We start from the raw sequence: 17567 nt of genomic DNA on the forward strand, positions 1-17567 counted from the left end.
TCCTGAATAATACTGGTCGCACCGAGACACATCCTTTGCTTGCCCGACAGGCTATCCAGCAAAATCAGGGCTGGCGTATTCGCCTTACTGTGCCGCAATTCACCGTAGTGACTGCATTACTTGTAGTGCTGCTCGGTACGCTGCTATTAGCAACATCATTATGTTCATCAACTCGCGTCGGACTTTGGGAAGCCCTATTCACGGCGACTTCCGCCATCACCGTTACCGGATTATCAATTATTGATGTTGGAGTTGATCTTACTGGCGTTGGCCAAGCAGTTCTGGCTCTGATGATCCTGACGGGTGGACTTGGGTTGATGGCTATTACCACTTTCCTTCAGGGATTTGTAATGCATGGCACAGCGCTGCGACGACGATTAGACCGCGGTCAAACTCTCGACGAATTTGGTGTGGGTGGGGTCGGTAGCACTTTTCGCGCCATCACCCTAACCGCCCTTGTGGTGATTACGCTAGGAGCGGTGGTGCTTTATAATTACGGATTCGACGACATTTCCAATAGCCGAGAAAGATTGTGGGCCGCTGTATTCCATAGCATTTCAGCTTACAATAACGCTGGCTTTGGACTTTGGTCAAACAGCTTAGAGCGATACCACTCCAGTCCCACCGTAAACGCTGTGGTGATGCTGCTCGTCATCATGGGAGGGCTGGGTTGGAGGGTAACTAGTGACGTAGCAAGACAAGGATTACGGCCTAATCGTCGTCGGCTCAGCCTACATTCACGACTGGTTATCCATACCACCATGCTCCTCATTGGATTCGGAACTCTAGGTCTGGCAATGACCGAATGGCTGAATAAAGGTGAGGTGTTTATTGAAATGACATGGCCTGAACGTTGGATGACCGCTTTGTTTGAATCCGTGACCGCTCGCACCGCAGGCTTCACCACAATTCCTTTGTCTCTAGAAAACATCACGGAGTCAGGACTGCTGTTACTGATGACCTTGATGTTCATTGGCGCCAGTCCCGGTGGAACTGGCGGAGGTATTAAAACCACCACGGTAGTGGCACTGATGGCCGCAACACGTTCTACCCTGCGTGGCCGAGAAGCGGTTGTGATTCGCAATCGCGAGATTACCGACAAGATCGTGTTAAGGGCTGTTGGTATAACTATGGCTTCTCTACTGTTTGTATTGGGGATGGCTCTGCTGATAAGCATTGGCAGCAATCTCAACGGGGGGGATTCATTCACATTTTTAGAAATGCTATTTACTTGTATTTCAGCTTTCGCTACCGTGGGGCTTGATTTAGGTGTTATTGAAAAACTAAGTCACTTCGGTCAAACGGTACTACTTATTGGTATGTTTGTGGGGCGACTCGGCATCCTTCTTTTACTCAGTGCGATCTGGGAGACAGCAACCAGAGAACAAATTCATATTTATCGCCAAAATCGAATTGGTTATCCTCGCGAAGATCTATATGTCTGAGTACATTCAAAGGATCGTAAATCTATGAAGGAGTGGTGGCGGTGGAGCCCGCTTCAAAATGGTGAGCGTCTTGGCTTCGCCATCATTGGGGTTGGACGTTTCGGCATCGCAGTTTGCCGAGAATTACTCCAAAACGGAGCTGATGTACTGGCTGTAGATCGTTCCGCACGAGCTGTTGAGGAATTGCGTCAGGTGGAACAGAGCATGGAAGCTCGCATAGTCGATTGCACAGATGAAGAATCGCTGAGAGAAGCAGGTGTCCTCGATATGGGCACCGTAGTAGTTGCCATCAGTGAACCGATTGAAGCCAGCATCACGGCAACGCTAATTGCCAAGGACAGCGATGGCTCTCGGGTAAAGCAGGTGATTGCACGCGCGACCAGTGACTTACACGAAAAGATGCTCAAAAGGGTTGGCGCTGATCGGGTGATCTTTCCCTCAAGGATGCAAGGAGAACGCCTTGGCCTCGAACTCGTGCGTCCCAACTTGATGGAGCGTTTAGCCCTGGATGGGCAGCACTGCATAGAAGAGATTAAAGTTCCAGAGCTCTTTGTCGGACGATCCCTGCGGGATTTAAACTTGCGCAAAAACTTTCGGGTGAATGTTCTAGCTGCTGGTTCCCAGAGCAGCTTAACTGTGAATCCACCGGCATCCCATGTGCTTGAGCAGGGGCATTTACTTGTTGTGATGGGCCTTGTGGATGACTTGCGGCGTCTTCCCAAGATGTAAAACTAATGCGCTGTTTAGGGCTAATGAGCGGCACTAGCGCTGATGGGGTAGATGCCGTTTTGGCTGATTTTCAAGGCGCTCCAAATAGGCCGAAATGGCAGCTAATCCGTCACATACACAGCCCATACCCAGAGAGCCTGAAACAGCGAGTGGTAGACGCTGGACAAAGTAAAGCTTACAGCGCAGAAGCTTGGCTTGATTTGGCCGAAGCGATCACAGAAGCCCAAGTCAGGGCCGCGCAATCCTGCGATCCCGGCGAGGAAGCGTACCTTATCGGCTGTCATGGCCAAACCGTTTGTCATCGTCCCCCCAATAGCAAGCAACGTGGGGCCAGTTGGCAAGTGTTGCAAGCGCCTCTACTGGCCCAGCTACTAGGCCGTCCCGTAATTTACGACTTCCGTGCAACAGATCTAGCTCTTGGCGGCCAAGGAGCGCCACTCGTCTGCAAGGCTGATGCTGCTCTTATAGGAAGAATTGATGGTTGGCGCGCTTTCCTCAACCTTGGCGGTATAAGCAACCTTACCCTGATTCCGCCGCGCTGTGGACCTGAACGTTTCGCTGCCATGCGGGGGTGGGACTGCGGCCCCGCTAACAGTCTAATCGATCTTGCCGTCCAACACTTCAGTGACCGGGCACTAAACTTTGATTGCGGTGGAGCCATGGCGTTAGCCGGTCGTTGTGATGAGATGACAATTCGTCATTGGCTAAAGGAGACTTATTTCCAATGTCCTCCGCCAAAATCAACAGGTCGAGAGCTATTCGGGCGCATCAACCTAGAGCAACGCCTGAACGGATTGGGAGGAAACTGCTCTGCCAACGATGTCGTCGCTACACTGACAGGCTTCAGTGCAGCAGTTGTAGCACAAGATCTTAAACAGCTGATGAGACGCAATCGAATTCGGCCAATAGAATTGATCGTTGCTGGTGGCGGCTGCAATAATCCAGCATTGATGGGCGAATTAAAACAACGTTGTCGCGGCGTTCAACTGAGTAGTAGCCAAGATATTGGGATTCCAGTAGAAGCACGGGAAGCGCTGGTATTTGCGCTGCTTGCTTGGTGGCATCAACGCCAACACCCCGCCAATGTCCCATCGATCACGGGTGCAAGTCAAGAAGCTGTACTCGGGGTTATGGTGAATCCGGTCTAACCCCAGCGGCAGTGCCCCCCTTTGGCTGAGTTGGTACCACGGCAACCGATGGGAAACCCAGCGCAACCGTCAGTGTTGCCGGAATCTAAGCAGAGGCCTTTTCCGCTTCCTGATGTTGAACATCGTGCTGGATTAACGCACATGGGCTACGTTGCTGGCGGTCGTCCAAATCTTTCCTCAATCAAGGCCATCAAGCTGAAATGACACATAGATTTTTAAGCAGAGCCACGCTAACCCAAGGAAACTTAGGTTTCCTACTGCTTAGCATCTGTTGAGCAGAAACGACCAGATCATTGATCGTAAATTGAAGTTTCTTCGATAAAAACAAGTATGCAGGGAGTGGTCAAAGATTGATTTATGTGTCTTTGTCATGATTTGCCCTCACGCCAGGTTTCGTGGTCCAGTCCACATCTCAGCCCTATCGCAGCAACACATCTGAGTATGGCTGAATGTACAGCTCTCGATGAATTTCTGAAAGCAGTGGTATGTTCACCTCCGTTGTTATCAGCAACTAACAAGTTGCTTACCCATTTTCACGAAGTGGGATAAGCAGTCGCCCAAATTAAGGTCGCGGATCATTAGATTTCTAAATCTATTCTAGCTATGCAAAGTGCTTTGCGTGTATGCCCGCTCGTACTATGGGAAACACCCCGGTTTGTAAACGATGCAATGAAGTGACGGAACAGGTTGCATGACGAAACGAACAGACCTGAATAGCGTTCCCTTAGTTGTCACCACTGCGATGAGTTCAAACGCAAATGCTGCAGCGCTTTACGAGCAAATCAGCAAAAATCCGGAACAAACGCAAGCTTTGTTTCGCCAAGCACTGCAAGACCCTGGTGGCGCTATGAAATCAATCTGTGACCTCGGAGACCAATTAGGGTTGCCTGTAACAGCCACCGAGGTTCGTCGGCACCTAGCGAACCTTGACGACGAGGACAGCAAGCGTTGGTTAGTCAAAGCACGTGGGGGGTTTTGATTTGCTGGGCCAAATTGGCATATCCCTGAAACCTGGTAGCAATCAGAGCTTGGTTTGGGCAATCGGGTGTTGCCGGAAGTAATGATTTCCACTGCTGGCCCAATTGAAAAGCAACAAATAACTTTCAAATAACCAATGGTGACGGACCTTGTAGCAACGATCGGAGGAATCACCAGTCGCCTAGGTTTTAGTGAGCTAATAAGCGAGTCAATTGTTCGCTCTCGTTCTGCCGGCAGAGATGATGTACTGATCATGCATTGGACTATTGTTGAGGCTTGAGCAAGTCAGAAAGATCTATCCCACTGGCGAGGTGTTGCGCAATGTGACTTGGGAGGTCAAGGTCGGTGATCGCATCGGCCTTATAGGCGGAAATGGGGCAGGGAAATCAACCCAGTTACGTCTCATCGCTGGCTATGAAGAACCAAGCAGTGGTCAAGTTATTCGTCAAGGCGACCCACGTATCGCTTATCTACAACAGGAATTCAATGTCAAGCTAGATAGGACAGTACGTGAGGAGTTATTTCAAGCCTTTGGAGAAGCAGCAAAGGTGCTGAGTCGCATTCGGAAGATCGAGAAGGAAATGGAATCAGAACAAGTTGCTAGAGACTCTGCACATTTAGATGAACTCATTTACGAACTCGGATGGCTCCAAAATCGCTTTGAAGCGCTTCATGGCTATGAGCTTGATAGTCGCATTGATAAGTTGCTCCCCAAAATTGGATTTAGTCCAGACGATGCTGAGAGGCACATAAGGAATTACTCGGGCGGGTGGCAAATGCGTATCGCCCTGGGCAAGATTCTTCTGCAAGATACAGATTTGTTGCTATTAGACGAACCGACCAACCATCTGGACGTAAAGACGATCCAATGGCTAGAAGAATACCTGCTGGAACAAAGCGCCGCCCTGGTGGTAATCAGCCACGACCGCACTTTTTTAGACCGGGTTTGCAATCAGATCGTATCCATTGATCGCGGCATCTCTCGTTCTTACTTCGGCAACTATACCGCTCACCTCAAGCTTCAGCAACTGGAGCGCCAATCCGCCCAGGCTGCTTATAAACGTCAGCAGAAAGAAATCGCGGTACAACAAACTTATATTGACCGATTTCGCGCCAGTGCCACACGCAGCACCCAGGCTAAAAGTCGTGAAAAGCAGCTTGACAAAGTCGAGCTTATAGAAGCCCCGGTGGAGAGTGTTTCAAGTCCTGGCTTTCGTTTTCCACCGGCACCGCGCTCCGGTGCGCAAGTCGCCCTATTCGATAATCTCACCCACAGCTACGGCGATGAAATCCTATTTCTTGGGGCCAGATTAGAAGTTGAGCGCGGCGACAAAGTTGCATTTGTGGGTCCAAATGGTGCCGGTAAATCTACATTGCTGCGCCTTGTCATGGGGATGGAGAAACCAGATGAGGGAATCGCACAACTAGGAAAGCACAACATTGTAGCCAACTATTTTGAGCAGAACCAGGCGGAAGCGCTCGATCTGAGTAAGACTGTGATTAACACGATATACGAGGCGGTTCCGGATTGGACTCAGACTCAGGTACGTACCTTATTGGGCAACTTTTGCTTTGGCAACGACAGCGTTTTCAAAGATGTGGGACAACTTAGTGGAGGGGAAAAAGCACGCTTAGCTCTGGCCTTAATGTTGCTCAACCCTTGCAATCTGTTAGTACTAGATGAACCCACTAATCATCTTGATATCCCTACTAAACAAATGCTGGAAGATGCACTTATAGCCTATGAAGGAGCTGCACTTCTGGTGTCTCATGACCGTTACTTTATCTCACGCATCGCCAATCGAATCGTTGAATTACGAGATGGTGACCTCGTATTGTATCGCGGGAATTATGACTACTATCTCGAGAAAAAAGAAGAGGAAAGAGCCAAGAGTGGTAAAAAAAGTGACCGGAGTTCACAACGAGCTGTTAAAAAAGCCGATCAGAAAAAACAGAATACTTGTATAAAGCGTCAGAAAAGCAGTCAGACTAAGTAGCTTGACTGAAGTGTTACCGCATTTAAAAAAGAGGGAAAAGTTCACACGCTTTTAGGCATGAAGACTTATTTCTGTTTACTGGATCAATTGGATGTGCATAGGCTGACAAAACGCAACTCGTAGATGCAATGTCAATGTCTTTAAGTTCTGGTTCATTCAACTCCAGCGTCTCCTCTCCAATCGAACCATCGCAGGCTCATGAACAGACCTGGGATGCCGTTGAGACCTATTTTGAGTGCATCACAACATGCTCTCTTGACGACGGAGAATGCATCACTCGCTGTGTTGATCAATTACGTGATTCGGATAAGGATGAATAAAGAGTCTTAACCGCTAGCTAATGCAGCTAGGTCCACTGGCTTGAGTTGAACAATTTTGCCTTGATCTCCTCGACGGATTTGAAGCGTAAGGATTTCGCCAACGCCACGCCGTTCGATCGCACTTACAACAGCAGCGGGTCCCTCTACTGGCTGGCCATCGACCGCCGTAATTACGTCATCGATGCGTAGTCCTGCCTGAGCAGCAGGACTGCGCATCTGAATAGAGCGAATCACTGCTCCCTGTGGGGCCGCAGCTCCCGACGTTTTGGCCGGAATCTTCGATAGTCCTATCCCAATCACAGGGTGGCGTGCTTTTCCGGTGGCTACCAACTCAGCAGCGATGGCCCTGGCGCGATTGATCGGAATTGCAAAGCCCAAGCCTGCGCCAGGGCCGGAACGAACCAAAGTGTTGATCCCAATCACCTCACCAACCGCATTAAGAAGCGGACCCCCGGAGTTACCAGGGTTGATGGCGGCATCAGTTTGAATGAGATCGAGACGCTTACCAGAAATTCCCAGTTGGGATACATTCCGGTTCAGATTGCTGATGATGCCAAGAGTGACTGTGTTTTCGAGTCCATAGGGGTTACCCACAGCAATCGCCCAATCCCCTACGTTTAGACGATCAGAATCACCAAGGGGGGCTGTAGGCCACTTACCACCCCCATCCAGACGAACCACAGCCAGGTCAGTAAAACTGTCCTTACCGATGACGCTTCCTCGAACACGCCGCCCATCAGACAAGCCAACTATAAGTTGGTCAGCCCCCTCCACCACATGGGCATTTGTTAGGAGCAATCCTTTGGGATCGAACAAAACACCGCTCCCCTGGCCTCGCTGAATCCTGGGGCGTGGCATTGTCTCTCCCGGCGTCAGGAAAAAATGCCGAAACAGTGGATTGACCATCATCCCCCTCGGCAGTCCAGATGGGCTGGGTCTTTTTGTGGTACGTGATGTTTCTAGAGTAACAACGGCAGAGCCACTACGTCGGACTGCCGATGCAACAAAGGACCTCTGGACGAGAACTGAACGGGACTGCGCAAACGCTTGCGCCAACACAAGGGGTGATAGTGCTACACCAGTCAGCAAAACACCACTTGCCAGCGTGGAAGCGGCGAAAGATCGGGAGGGGGCTGGAAACAAGCCTAGCCCTGCACGACGTTGTGATGACGGTGCGTAGTTTGTAGAGGCCATGCCAAAAGAAATTGAAGTCAGACCCGTTAAATGAGTGCAGTCCACTCGAAATTGGGGCAGGATGGGAAGGTCGGAACTATCTGGCCGCACCATGCTCAGCGCTCTGTTTCCCCTTATCTATGGTATAATACTTATGGCTTTACTTTGGCAAGCTTTTCGTGTGATGGGCAAAGGATTCCGAGCTGTTAGTGAACCGACTGACCGAACTGGTCGCATTACCGTACATCCAGAGTTGTTAGATAGTGATGGCCAGATCACAAGAGAAGACCTACTTACCATTAGATTTAGCGGCGATGATGAAAATCAAACCGAAATCTCTGGGCCCAGAACTGAATAAATTAGGCGACCATGTTTCGACAGGGGCAGCTCCAGTGGATCAAAGAACGCGCATTGTGGCTACGGTGGTAAAACTTATAAAGTTGCCTCCAAGGTTCCGATTACGACTAGTCAAAGAAAATCCAGTGCGCCTGGAGTTGAGCCTCACACCCGCGTACGGGAAGGCTCCTGTTATGGTCGGTCTCGTTGAATCTCTAGATTTGGTAGCAAGGCGTGATCGAGAGGGTAGAATTCCACGTGATCTAAAAGGAACTTGGGATTGGACCGTACGGCATGGTCGTGTCAGTACTGGTGGCTGGAACCCCTATCTCAAGGAAGCCTTACAAACCATGTTCGAGACCGGACTTCCAGCGATCGTATTTGAAGAATTGACTGGAGATGATTATCATCCAGTCGACGGAACTCGCCACATACGCTGAATGCGGTCGGCTTAGCTCCCAAGTGAAGTATTGAGGCAACTTTCGATTCGTTATCGGAACTTTTAATACTTGCTTTTCTCAACTTCTTATTACTGATACATCACGAGATAATTTAGCTAATTCTTGAATAGTTGATTTATTCCCTAAGGACAAATCCTCTTCCCCTTACCAATGTAATACTAGTCTAGTTGGGCCTAATTTCAGGGATCAAGATCCGATCATTGAAATTAGGCCGGCCCACCCTCATAGTAAACGTCATATTTCCTATCTGCTTGGGCCAAATTTAGTCACTATGCTGAATCTTTAATTTTTGATTTAACAGGTTTGCAGGCTGTTTTTCCCCAACTTTCCTATATATAGGAAAAGTGAGAGACATCGTATTTTATAAAAACTCAGTTACAAATTTCTCTGTATATTCGATGCTTAATACTTATGCTTTGATTCTAAACTTAACCTAAAGAAACCTTTATTAACTTAGCCGCTGTCTTTAATACCAACCCATTAATCGCTTTGGTGGGCTTATTTTAGGTTTGTTTTCCACGGTAGAAGCGGCTCCGTTGGATCCGCGCATCTCCCGCAATAGTCGCTACAGGAGTAGCTTAGCCAAGTCACAACAACAACTATAAGCAAATGTTGCTCTTAGCTAAGATTATTTGGTGCCGGGTCGTAGACCCTAAACACATCAAATACTGAACGGTGCAAAGAATGATGTTGAACTTTTTACGATTCTTAAAAAGGTGAAAGATTCTAACCAGGGCGCTGCTTTGGAATTCGCTCAGTCGATGATTGCGGAAACGGCTCGCTTGGAAGCCATCATACTAAGTTCCCTTTGTTTGCCATCTCGAAACATATGCTTTCTGTTGACTGGCATTAGGAGTTGGTTCAGGCTCTGCTTATTGGGATGCTAAGGCCATAGTTATCTTTCCAGAGCGTTTTTGATGAAGAAGACTCTGTAGAACAATCCGAGCCACTCTAGGTGTCGCCAACTGAATTGATTTTTAAGTCACCGCACTGAACCCTCTGTGAACAACAAGCTACATAATGACGTAAGGACTTAATTTCAGGTAACTGTACTCGTTGCCAAAAAAAGTAGCTTGTCGAACTGAGCTGAAAAATCAAGGAAGCGTTAGCTAACAAACACCCTTAAGCCCAAAGCTCTAAACCGGATGACCAACAGTGTTGGCGCAGAAAAACTCCAATAACAAAGGGGCGATAAAACAAGTCATAGATTTTATGGTCAACATGACTTGCAATAAAACTCCAAGCTTTGTTACATTACTACTATCCAGTTGGTTTTGTTCCATGTCTGAAAACGCACGCTTTGGTTTCGTCAGCTTCGCTGAAACTTGGAACGGTCGTCTTGCAATGCTCGGTTTCGTCATCGGTCTGGGCACTGAGTTGCTGACCGGCCAGGGCATTCTGACTCAAATTGGCCTCGGCTGACACAATTAACCATTATTGGTCATGGAAACCCCTTCGGCATGCCGAAGGGGTTTCTTAACGTCTGCCCTAACCATCATCTTGATGATCCACAGTGGGTGGGCCAACTGATAGCTATTAACTTGGCCCCTCTCTATATCAAAAATCGACGCGACGGATCGCGGTTAATCAGCAGCGCTCTAGTGGTTTTCACCATTGCCATCACACAGAACCAAAGACAATGGGGGGTGGTGGTTGCATCGATCAGCGCTTTGGTTTCTCTGTACTGGGGCTTTGCCTACCACAACCTAAATAATTGATCATGTTCCGCCCCAATTAAGTCAAGCCTTTGATATTCGCCCAAGCTTCGGCGCAACTCTGAGTCGATTTGAGCAAATCTTGTCAGAGCCTGGAAGAGCAAGGGATCGTTGTTAGTGCAACTAGCAAAGACCTCCTAGCCACGCAGCCCCCCTGGTAGCTTCATCTTTGGATTGTCATCTAGAATTGCACCTAAAACGACTGTACAACGAATTCCATCAGGAGAAAAAGAATTTACTTAGTGCTTTTTCCAACCAATCACTGGTTTAAATTCGGCTCTATCTTGGCAGAAGAGATATAGGGATCGCAGTCAACTAGGTAAAGGTGGTAAATAAGCAACAAACTGATTATTTAATTCAGCAGTAAAACAAAGTCAAATCACAAAACTTGGCGACAAATAACATTACCAGATTTATTTATAAGGAAAGGGAAGTAGCACAAACCCTTCCTTCTTTCTATCCTAGCCAAACTGCAAAACGACACAATGCTATTATGTAGAGTTATAAAGTTAGCTTTTACATGGTGAAGTGACTTTCAAACGCTGCGAATCCTTAGTTGGATTCGTTGAGTAATCTACTATCTAATTCATGCTAATTGCCTTATATATCTCAAAAATTTCTCTTAATTTAGCTATGCGTGAAAATCTAAGCCAAATTTATTTAATACTTACTCTACTACAGATTTGTATAGGAGATCTAAAACAACAATCAAAGAGTGGTGACCAACGATCCTGCCTCAGTTTTAGTTTCGCATTTACCTGTGGCACACTCTTTTTTTCTGTTCTTCTTAAAACACATTAATCTTAAGAACTTGAATCTATATCCTGAGCAGCTACGTCGATAATGATATCGCTTGCGGGTGTTTGGACATCAGAGGGACGAGAGCCTATTCTCTCTACGTTGTAAGCAGCACCACATGTAGCACATAGCCCACTGTTTTTAAATCCAACAGACCCACATGTCGGACATATTTTTATCTGTAACCGAAGCACTTTCCATCCCAACCATCCGATCCCACCTAACAGAAGTGGCAGAAAAAGTGTAGCTAGCACTAAATTACCTGCCAAACCAAGTAAGACACGACCGACTGCTGTAGGCGCTAGTAAAAGCAGCATAATTGCAAACCAGACGAGCAGAGGAAAACGGTTCATTTTGCAATTAGTTAAGCCATTAAAGCGCGGAGGACAGCCTTGTCAACGCTGCGGAGCTCTCATTTGCCGAGGAAAGTTATCAGGCCGCAGCACTCACTGGTGCCCAGACTGTCAACAGTGATTACAGAAGATAAGATTTCTAATAAACTTGGATAAAAATAATTTAATTAATAAAAAGAGTGTTTTAACCTGGCATTGAGCTATTTTCTCGGGGGGCTGCCCCCCAAATATCGTCGCCGCTTATGCGTTTCACAACCGAGTTCGAGATGGATCGAAGTGGTTCCACATCGCTATGAACACCAGGATAGATACATTCTTTAGAGAGCGAGCCCTAAGAACTGCATAGGATTACAATTTACATTGTACATCTGAATCAAACAAAAAATTATCTTCAGACAAGTACCAAAATATTGGTCAAGCCCTCGGTCTATTAGTACTCCTCCGCTGCATCTATTACTAGACTTCCACGTAGAGCCTATCAACGGGTGTTCTTCCCGTGACCTTACTGGGTTACCCCATGGGAACACTCATCTTGAGGTGGGCTTCCCACTTAGATGCTTTCAGCGGTTATCCACTCCACACATGGCTACCCAGCGTCTACCGTTGGCACGATAACTGGCACACCAGAGGTGCGTTCCTCCCGGTCCTCTCGTACTAGGGAGAAATCCTCTCAATGTTCCTACGCATACACCGGATATGGACCGAACTGTCTCACGACGTTCTGAACCCAGCTCGCGTACCGCTTTAATGGGCGAACAGCCCAACCCTTGGGACCTACTTCAGCCCCAGGTTGCGATGAGCCGACATCGAGGTGCCAAACCTCCCCGTCGATGTGAACTCTTGGGGGAGATCAGCCTGTTATCCCTAGAGTAACTTTTATCCGTTGAGCGACGGCCCTTCCACTCAGAACCGTCGGATCACTAAGGCCGACTTTCGTCCCTGTTCGACTTGTAGGTCTCACAGTCAAGCTCCCTTCTGCCTTTGCACTCGTCAGCTGATTTCCAACCAGCTTGAGGGAACCTTTGCGCGCCTCCGTTACCTTTTAGGAGGCGACCGCCCCAGTCAAACTGCCCACCTGATACTGTTCGCTCCCCGGATAACGGGTGAACGTTAGAACCCTAGCTCTGAAAGAGTGGTATCTCACCATTGACTCCCTCGTACCCACAAGCACGAGATCAACGTCTCCCACCTATCCTGCGCATTCAGAGCCCGGGCCCAATACCAAGCTGCAGTAAAGCTTCATAGGGTCTTTCTGTCCAGGTGTATGTAGTCCGCATCTTCACAGACAATTCTATTTCGCCGAGCCTCTCTCCGAGACAGCGCCCTGATCGTTACGCCTTTCGTGCGGGTCGGAACTTACCCGACAAGGAATTTCGCTACCTTAGGACCGTTATAGTTACGGCCGCCGTTCACCGGGGCTTCGGTCACCAGCTTTGCTTACGCTGACCGGCTTCCTTAACCTTCCGGCACTGGGCAGGCGTCAGCCCCCATACATCGTCTTGCGACTTAGCGGAGACCTGTGTTTTTGGTAAACAGTCGCCAGGGCCTCTTCACTGCGACCACCTTACGATGGCACCCCTTCTCCCGAAGTTACGGGGCCATTTTGCCGAGTTCCTTAGAGAGAGTTACCTCGCGCACCTCGGTATTCTCTACCACCCCACCTGTGTCGGTTTCGGGTACTGGCAGCTATGCCTTAACGGGTATAGAGCTTTTCTTGGAAGTTTGACGTCACCAACTTCGCTGCCGTAGCAGCTCGTACTCACGCCTTAGCTCAGAACGTTTTCACCGCTCTTCAACGCCTTGAACGCTTAAACCAGGAACCAGAATCTGGCTTGGCTAGCCTCCTTCGTCCCTCTTCCCAAAGCACAACCGGTACAGGAATGTTGACCTGTCGTCCATCGACTACGCCTTTCGGCCTCGCCTTAGGTCCAGACTAACCCTCCGCGGACGAGCCTGCCGGAGGAACCCTTAGGGTTTCGGTGCATGGGATTCTCACCCATGTTTTCGCTACTCAAGCCGACATTCTCACTTCTGTGCAGTCCACACCCGCTCACGCTAGTGCTTCGCCCCACACAGAACGCTCCCCTACCATAAAAATCCGCAGCTGCGGTACAACACTTAGCCCCGTTCATTTTCGGCGCAGGATCGCTCGACCAGTGAGCTATTACGCACTCCTTTGAGGATGGCTGCTTCTAGGCAAACCTCCTGGTTGTCTATGCAATCCCACCTCCTTTATCACTTAGTGTTGATTTGGGGACCTTCGCTGGCGGTCTGGGCTGTTTCCCTCTCGACCATGGAGCTTATCCCCCACAGTCTGACTGCCTCGCTACACACAGGGTATTCAGAGTTCATCTCGATTTGGTACCGCTCTCGCAGCCCGCACCGAAATGGTGGCTTTACCCCCCTGCTGGAGCACGAGACGCTACGCCTCAACGTATTTCGGGGAGAACCAGCTAGCTCCGGGTTCGATTGGCATTTCACCCCTAACCACAGCTCATCCGCTGACTTTTCAACGTCAGTCGGTTCGGACCTCCACTTGGTATCACCCAAGCTTCATCCTGGCCATGGTTAGATCACCCGGGTTCGGGTCTATAAACACTGACAAACGCCCTATTCAGACTCGCTTTCGCTGAGGCTCCACCATATCCGGTTTAACCAGCCAGTGCCTATAAGTCGCCGGCTCATTCTTCAACAGGCACACGGTCACCCTATGAGTAGGGCTCCCATTGCTTGTAGGCTCACGGTTTCATGTTCTATTTCACTCCCCTCCCGGGGTTCTTTTCACCTTTCCCTCGCGGTACTGTTTCGCTATCGGTCACACAGTAGTACTTAGCCTTGCGAGGTGGTCCTCGCGGATTCACACGGAATTCCACGTGCTCCGTGCTACTCGGGATACAGCTAGCTCAGTTTAGTTTTCGGTTACGGGGCTTTCACCCTCTGTGGCGTGCCATTCAAACACTTCTCCTAACATCACTAATACATGTCGCTGTCCCACAACCCCGATGGTCGAAACCATCGGTTTAGGCTCTTCCCCGTTCGCTCGCCGCTACTTAGGGAGTCGTTTTTACTTTCCTCTCCTCCAGCTACTAAGATGTTTCAGTTCGCTGGGTTGGCTCGTATCAACCTATGAATTCAGTTGACCGTACTAAGGGTTGCCCCATTCGGAAATTCCCGGATCTAAGCGTGCTTCCAGCTCCCCGAGACTTATCGCAGGTAACCACGTCCTTCATCGCCTCTGTGTGCCAAGGTATCCACCGTGAGCCCTTTGTAGCTTGACCAATTCAATCTCTTAAGTGTTTAATGCTGCTAAAAGCAGACTCATAAGTTTTTATCACTAAAAACAAAGTGAGACTTGATTCGCTCAATACAAACCAAGAAAACACTCAAAAGACTCGGCTCTTGTGCAAAAGAATCTTTACTGCTCTAAATCTGAGTCCCTCACGGTAACTCAAACCCAGAACAATACATCTGTAAGATGCTTTGTTGTTCAGACTTACCTATGCAGTTGTCAAGGTTCTGCCAGACTATCAAGCTAGTCTTTCGACTAGCTTAAGGAGCCTAGCGTCTTACCAACCAAAGTTTGAAGTTAATCTTTCTTTTGGAATGATAAGAAGCTAGGATCTTATCTAACGGAAATATCCAGATCACGCTCACTTACTCACTTAAATTGATCCTCCAAGTTGCTGGGCAGTGGAGGTTAGGAGACTCGAACTCCTGACATCCTGCTTGCAAAGCAGGCGCTCTACCAACTGAGCTAAACCCCCCAATACCGAATGGGCCATCCTGGACTTGAACCAGGGACCTCACCCTTATCAGGGGTGCGCTCTAACCACCTGAGCTAATGGCCCAGGATACTTTTCTCTTGCGGGGCGTGACCTAGACAAGTTTAGAAACCAGATATTCTTCCCAGCTTTTCAATGATTTCTCATAGATGACCGAAATGAATCTTGAAGTACCGATCGACCTAAGGTGACAAGGTTTTGGCCTAAAGAATAAAAGTACTTAGACATCAAAACTGCTGTTTTGTCTCCCTGTTTAGGAGGTGATCCATCCGCACCTTCCGGTACGGATACCTTGTTACGACTTCACCCCAGTCATCAGCCCCACCTTCGACGTCCTCCTCCACAAGGGTTGGAGTAACGGCTTCGGGCATGGCCAACTTCCATGGTGTGACGGGCGGTGTGTACAAGGCCCGGGAACGTATTCACCGCAGTATGCTGACCTGCGATTACTAGCGATTCCTACTTCACGTAGGCGAGTTACAGCCTACGATCTGAACTGAGCTACGGTTTACGGGATTTGCTTGTACTCGCGAACTCGCTGCCCTTTGTCCGTAGCATTGTAGTACGTGTGTAGCCCAGGATGTAAGGGGCATGATGACTTGACGTCATCCACACCTTCCTCCGGTTTATCACCGGCGGTCTCTCTAGAGTGCCCAACTCAATGCTGGCAACTAAAGACGTGGGTTGCGCTCGTTGCGGGACTTAACCCAACATCTCACGACACGAGCTGACGACAGCCATGCACCACCTGTCACTGCGTTCCCGAGGGCACTCTCCCGTTTCCAAGAGATTCGCAGGATGTCAAACCCTGGTAAGGTTCTTCGCGTTGCATCGAATTAAACCACATACTCCACCGCTTGTGCGGGCCCCCGTCAATTCCTTTGAGTTTCACACTTGCGTGCGTACTCCCCAGGCGGAACACTTAACGCGTTGGCTACGACACCGAAGGGGTCGATTCCCCCGACACCTAGTGTTCATCGTTTACGGCCAGGACTACAGGGGTATCTAATCCCTTTCGCTCCCCTGGCTTTCGTCCATGAGCGTCAGTAATGGCCCAGCAAAGCGCCTTCGCCACTGGTGTTCTTCCCGATATCTACGCATTTCACCGCTACACCGGGAATTCCCTCTGCCCCTACCACACTCAAGCTCAACAGTTTCCACTGCCATGATGGAGTTAAGCTCCACTTTTTAACAGCAGACTTGAAGAGCCGCCTGCGGACGCTTTACGCCCAATAATTCCGGATAACGCTTGCCACTCCCGTATTACCGCGGCTGCTGGCACGGAATTAGCCGTGGCTTATTCATCAAGTACTGTCAGATCTTCTTCCTTGATAAAAGAGGTTTACAGCCCAGAGGCCTTCATCCCTCACGCGGCGTTGCTCCGTCAGGCTTGCGCCCATTGCGGAAAATTCCCCACTGCTGCCTCCCGTAGGAGTCTGGGCCGTGTCTCAGTCCCAGTGTGGCTGATCATCCTCTCAGACCAGCTACTGATCGATGCCTTGGTGAGCTATTACCTACACCAACTAGCTAATCAGACGCGAGCTCATCCTCAGGCGAAATTCATTTCACCTCGCGGCACATGGGGTATTAGCGGCCGTTTCCAACCGTTATCCCCCTCCTGAGGGCAGATTCTCACGCGTTACTCACCCGTCCGCCACTAACCCGAAGGTTCGTTCGACTTGCATGTGTTAGGCACGCCGCCAGCGTTCATCCTGAGCCAGGATCAAACTCTCCGTTGTAGATCAAATCCTTTTGGCTTTCGCCGCAACTTGACTTGCTTCATCTGCATCTCATTGATTACAGCTGATGCAACCTTCTCTGTTATGCAGAGAGGGGTTCTTAAGAGTGCACTTTAGATTTCTCTTTGTGACTTTCCAGGATCTCAGATCCGGTCGTTGCTTTCTTTACATACCGAGTATATTGGTAACCAATAGGTTTCGTGAAGACTTCTTGGCTACATACACAGTATTTTATGCAACTAAAAACTTTTGACGGGACTTCACGCTTTCATCGCTCTCTTAATTTTGCTCTATGGCAAAACTCAGAATTAGACACGATGAAAACGCTGGTTTCTAAACTTCGGTTGTCTAGGTGCGATCAACTAACGCTTCTGTCCTTTTCGGAAGTAAACGGTTGATCAAAGTGGTCGCAAGCAACCACTTCCGAAGCTTACAACATCACGGGATCACTCCCTGCTCAGCTTAGTAAGCCGACCTCAAAACACCTTCAGGCTTTCGTCATCTAGTGCTCTTGGTCTTTTTCATGCGCTTGCCTTTCGGTCCCGCGCAAGCCTGTAGTATAACACCACTCGTTCCCCATCCGCAAGGGGTAA

At 49.0% G+C, this 17567-nt stretch carries 14 protein-coding genes, 2 tRNA genes, 3 rRNA genes and 1 pseudogene; 13 read left to right on the forward strand and 7 right to left on the reverse strand.

Features of this window, described 5'->3' with window-relative positions; all coding sequences use genetic code 11:
- The first annotated feature begins 35 nt into the window (after window positions 1-35).
- The 8 genes from ABWV55_RS09230 to ABWV55_RS09265 all read left to right on the forward strand — a co-directional run bounded on the left by ABWV55_RS09230 (window position 36) and on the right by ABWV55_RS09265 (window position 6617).
- Complete coding sequence (locus ABWV55_RS09230) at window positions 36-1445, forward strand: potassium transporter TrkG (protein WP_353291751.1); 1410 nt, start codon at window positions 36-38, stop codon at window positions 1443-1445.
- A gap of 24 nt (window positions 1446-1469) precedes the next feature.
- Window positions 1470-2174, forward strand: a complete 705-nt coding sequence (locus ABWV55_RS09235; protein ID WP_353291752.1) for a TrkA family potassium uptake protein — start codon at window positions 1470-1472, stop codon at window positions 2172-2174.
- Window positions 2175-2179: 5 nt separating this feature from the next.
- A complete protein-coding gene (locus ABWV55_RS09240; protein WP_353291753.1) occupies window positions 2180-3322 on the forward strand; it encodes an anhydro-N-acetylmuramic acid kinase in 1143 nt (380 codons plus the stop codon).
- Between the two features lie 21 nt (window positions 3323-3343).
- Window positions 3344-3526, forward strand: a complete 183-nt coding sequence (locus tag ABWV55_RS09245) for a hypothetical protein (RefSeq protein WP_353291754.1) — start codon at window positions 3344-3346, stop codon at window positions 3524-3526.
- Between the two features lie 538 nt (window positions 3527-4064).
- Complete coding sequence (locus ABWV55_RS09250; protein ID WP_353292739.1) at window positions 4065-4301, forward strand: hypothetical protein; 237 nt, start codon at window positions 4065-4067, stop codon at window positions 4299-4301.
- Window positions 4302-4436: 135 nt separating this feature from the next.
- Window positions 4437-4580, forward strand: coding sequence for a hypothetical protein (locus tag ABWV55_RS09255; protein WP_353291755.1), 144 nt, complete (start codon window positions 4437-4439; stop codon window positions 4578-4580).
- Window positions 4567-6297 (forward strand): ATP-binding cassette domain-containing protein, encoded by a 1731-nt coding sequence (locus tag ABWV55_RS09260; protein ID WP_353291756.1) that lies wholly within the window; start codon window positions 4567-4569, stop codon window positions 6295-6297. The genes ABWV55_RS09255 and ABWV55_RS09260 overlap by 14 nt, the downstream gene beginning before the upstream one ends.
- A 134-nt stretch (window positions 6298-6431) precedes the next feature.
- Window positions 6432-6617, forward strand: coding sequence for a hypothetical protein (locus tag ABWV55_RS09265; RefSeq protein WP_353291757.1), 186 nt, complete (start codon window positions 6432-6434; stop codon window positions 6615-6617).
- 6 nt (window positions 6618-6623) lie between these two features.
- Here ABWV55_RS09265 and ABWV55_RS09270 read toward each other — a convergent pair whose 3' ends face one another.
- On the reverse strand, window positions 6624-7811 hold the full coding sequence (locus ABWV55_RS09270; RefSeq protein WP_353292740.1) for a trypsin-like peptidase domain-containing protein: 1188 nt from the start codon (window positions 7809-7811) through the stop codon (window positions 6624-6626).
- 91 nt (window positions 7812-7902) lie between these two features.
- Between ABWV55_RS09270 and ABWV55_RS09275 the strand changes: the two genes are divergently transcribed.
- The 4 genes from ABWV55_RS09275 (at window position 7903) to ABWV55_RS09290 (ending at window position 10305) form a co-directional block, all read left to right on the forward strand.
- Window positions 7903-8148: a DUF2973 domain-containing protein gene (locus ABWV55_RS09275; RefSeq protein ID WP_353292741.1), complete on the forward strand. Its 246-nt coding sequence runs from the start codon at window positions 7903-7905 to the stop codon at window positions 8146-8148.
- Window positions 8149-8182: 34 nt separating this feature from the next.
- Window positions 8183-8566: a hypothetical protein gene (locus ABWV55_RS09280; protein ID WP_353291758.1), complete on the forward strand. Its 384-nt coding sequence runs from the start codon at window positions 8183-8185 to the stop codon at window positions 8564-8566.
- Window positions 8567-9868: 1302 nt separating this feature from the next.
- Complete coding sequence (locus ABWV55_RS09285; RefSeq protein ID WP_353291759.1) at window positions 9869-10009, forward strand: chlorophyll a/b-binding protein; 141 nt, start codon at window positions 9869-9871, stop codon at window positions 10007-10009.
- A gap of 38 nt (window positions 10010-10047) precedes the next feature.
- A complete protein-coding gene (locus tag ABWV55_RS09290; RefSeq protein ID WP_353291760.1) occupies window positions 10048-10305 on the forward strand; it encodes a hypothetical protein in 258 nt (85 codons plus the stop codon).
- A gap of 800 nt (window positions 10306-11105) precedes the next feature.
- On the opposite strand, the gene ABWV55_RS09295 is transcribed toward ABWV55_RS09290, so the two are convergent.
- Window positions 11106-11453, reverse strand: a complete 348-nt coding sequence (locus ABWV55_RS09295; RefSeq protein ID WP_353291761.1) for a hypothetical protein — start codon at window positions 11451-11453, stop codon at window positions 11106-11108.
- A gap of 22 nt (window positions 11454-11475) precedes the next feature.
- Between ABWV55_RS09295 and ABWV55_RS09300 the strand changes: the two are divergent.
- Window positions 11476-11574: pseudogene (locus ABWV55_RS09300) on the forward strand (zinc finger domain-containing protein); the annotation flags it as partial.
- A gap of 66 nt (window positions 11575-11640) precedes the next feature.
- On the opposite strand, the gene rrf reads toward ABWV55_RS09300, so the two are convergent.
- The 5 genes from rrf to ABWV55_RS09325 all read right to left on the reverse strand — a co-directional run bounded on the left by rrf (window position 11641) and on the right by ABWV55_RS09325 (window position 16974).
- Window positions 11641-11757 (reverse strand): 5S ribosomal RNA (gene rrf, locus ABWV55_RS09305).
- A 106-nt stretch (window positions 11758-11863) separates the two neighbouring features.
- A 23S ribosomal RNA gene (locus ABWV55_RS09310) occupies window positions 11864-14731 on the reverse strand.
- Window positions 14732-15144: 413 nt separating this feature from the next.
- A tRNA-Ala gene (locus ABWV55_RS09315) sits at window positions 15145-15217 on the reverse strand.
- Window positions 15218-15227: 10 nt separating this feature from the next.
- Window positions 15228-15301, reverse strand: a tRNA-Ile gene (locus ABWV55_RS09320).
- A gap of 187 nt (window positions 15302-15488) precedes the next feature.
- Window positions 15489-16974 (reverse strand): 16S ribosomal RNA (locus tag ABWV55_RS09325).
- The 16S, 23S and 5S rRNA genes sit together here with 2 tRNA genes alongside, the layout of an rRNA operon.
- Between the last annotated feature and the right edge of the window lie 593 nt (window positions 16975-17567).

The organism is Synechococcus sp. M16CYN, from assembly GCF_040371545.1.
Classification (GTDB): Bacteria; Cyanobacteriota; Cyanobacteriia; order PCC-6307; family Cyanobiaceae; genus Parasynechococcus.

Excerpts from the sequence above, each read along its gene's own strand:
- ABWV55_RS09265 (WP_353291757.1), top strand. The coding sequence starts at position 6,432 with ATGTCTTTAAGTTCTGGTTCATTCAACTCCAGCGTCTCCTCTCCAATC.
- ABWV55_RS09275 (WP_353292741.1), top strand. The coding sequence starts at position 7,903 with ATGCTCAGCGCTCTGTTTCCCCTTATCTATGGTATAATACTTATGGCT.
- ABWV55_RS09240 (WP_353291753.1), top strand. The coding sequence starts at position 2,180 with ATGCGCTGTTTAGGGCTAATGAGCGGCACTAGCGCTGATGGGGTAGAT.
- ABWV55_RS09250 (WP_353292739.1), top strand. The coding sequence starts at position 4,065 with ATGAGTTCAAACGCAAATGCTGCAGCGCTTTACGAGCAAATCAGCAAA.
- ABWV55_RS09235 (WP_353291752.1), top strand. The coding sequence starts at position 1,470 with ATGAAGGAGTGGTGGCGGTGGAGCCCGCTTCAAAATGGTGAGCGTCTT.
- ABWV55_RS09255 (WP_353291755.1), top strand. The coding sequence starts at position 4,437 with ATGGTGACGGACCTTGTAGCAACGATCGGAGGAATCACCAGTCGCCTA.
- ABWV55_RS09285 (WP_353291759.1), top strand. The coding sequence starts at position 9,869 with ATGTCTGAAAACGCACGCTTTGGTTTCGTCAGCTTCGCTGAAACTTGG.
- ABWV55_RS09290 (WP_353291760.1), top strand. The coding sequence starts at position 10,048 with ATGCCGAAGGGGTTTCTTAACGTCTGCCCTAACCATCATCTTGATGAT.
- ABWV55_RS09295 (WP_353291761.1), bottom strand. The coding sequence starts at position 11,453 with ATGAACCGTTTTCCTCTGCTCGTCTGGTTTGCAATTATGCTGCTTTTA.
- ABWV55_RS09270 (WP_353292740.1), bottom strand. The coding sequence starts at position 7,811 with ATGGCCTCTACAAACTACGCACCGTCATCACAACGTCGTGCAGGGCTA.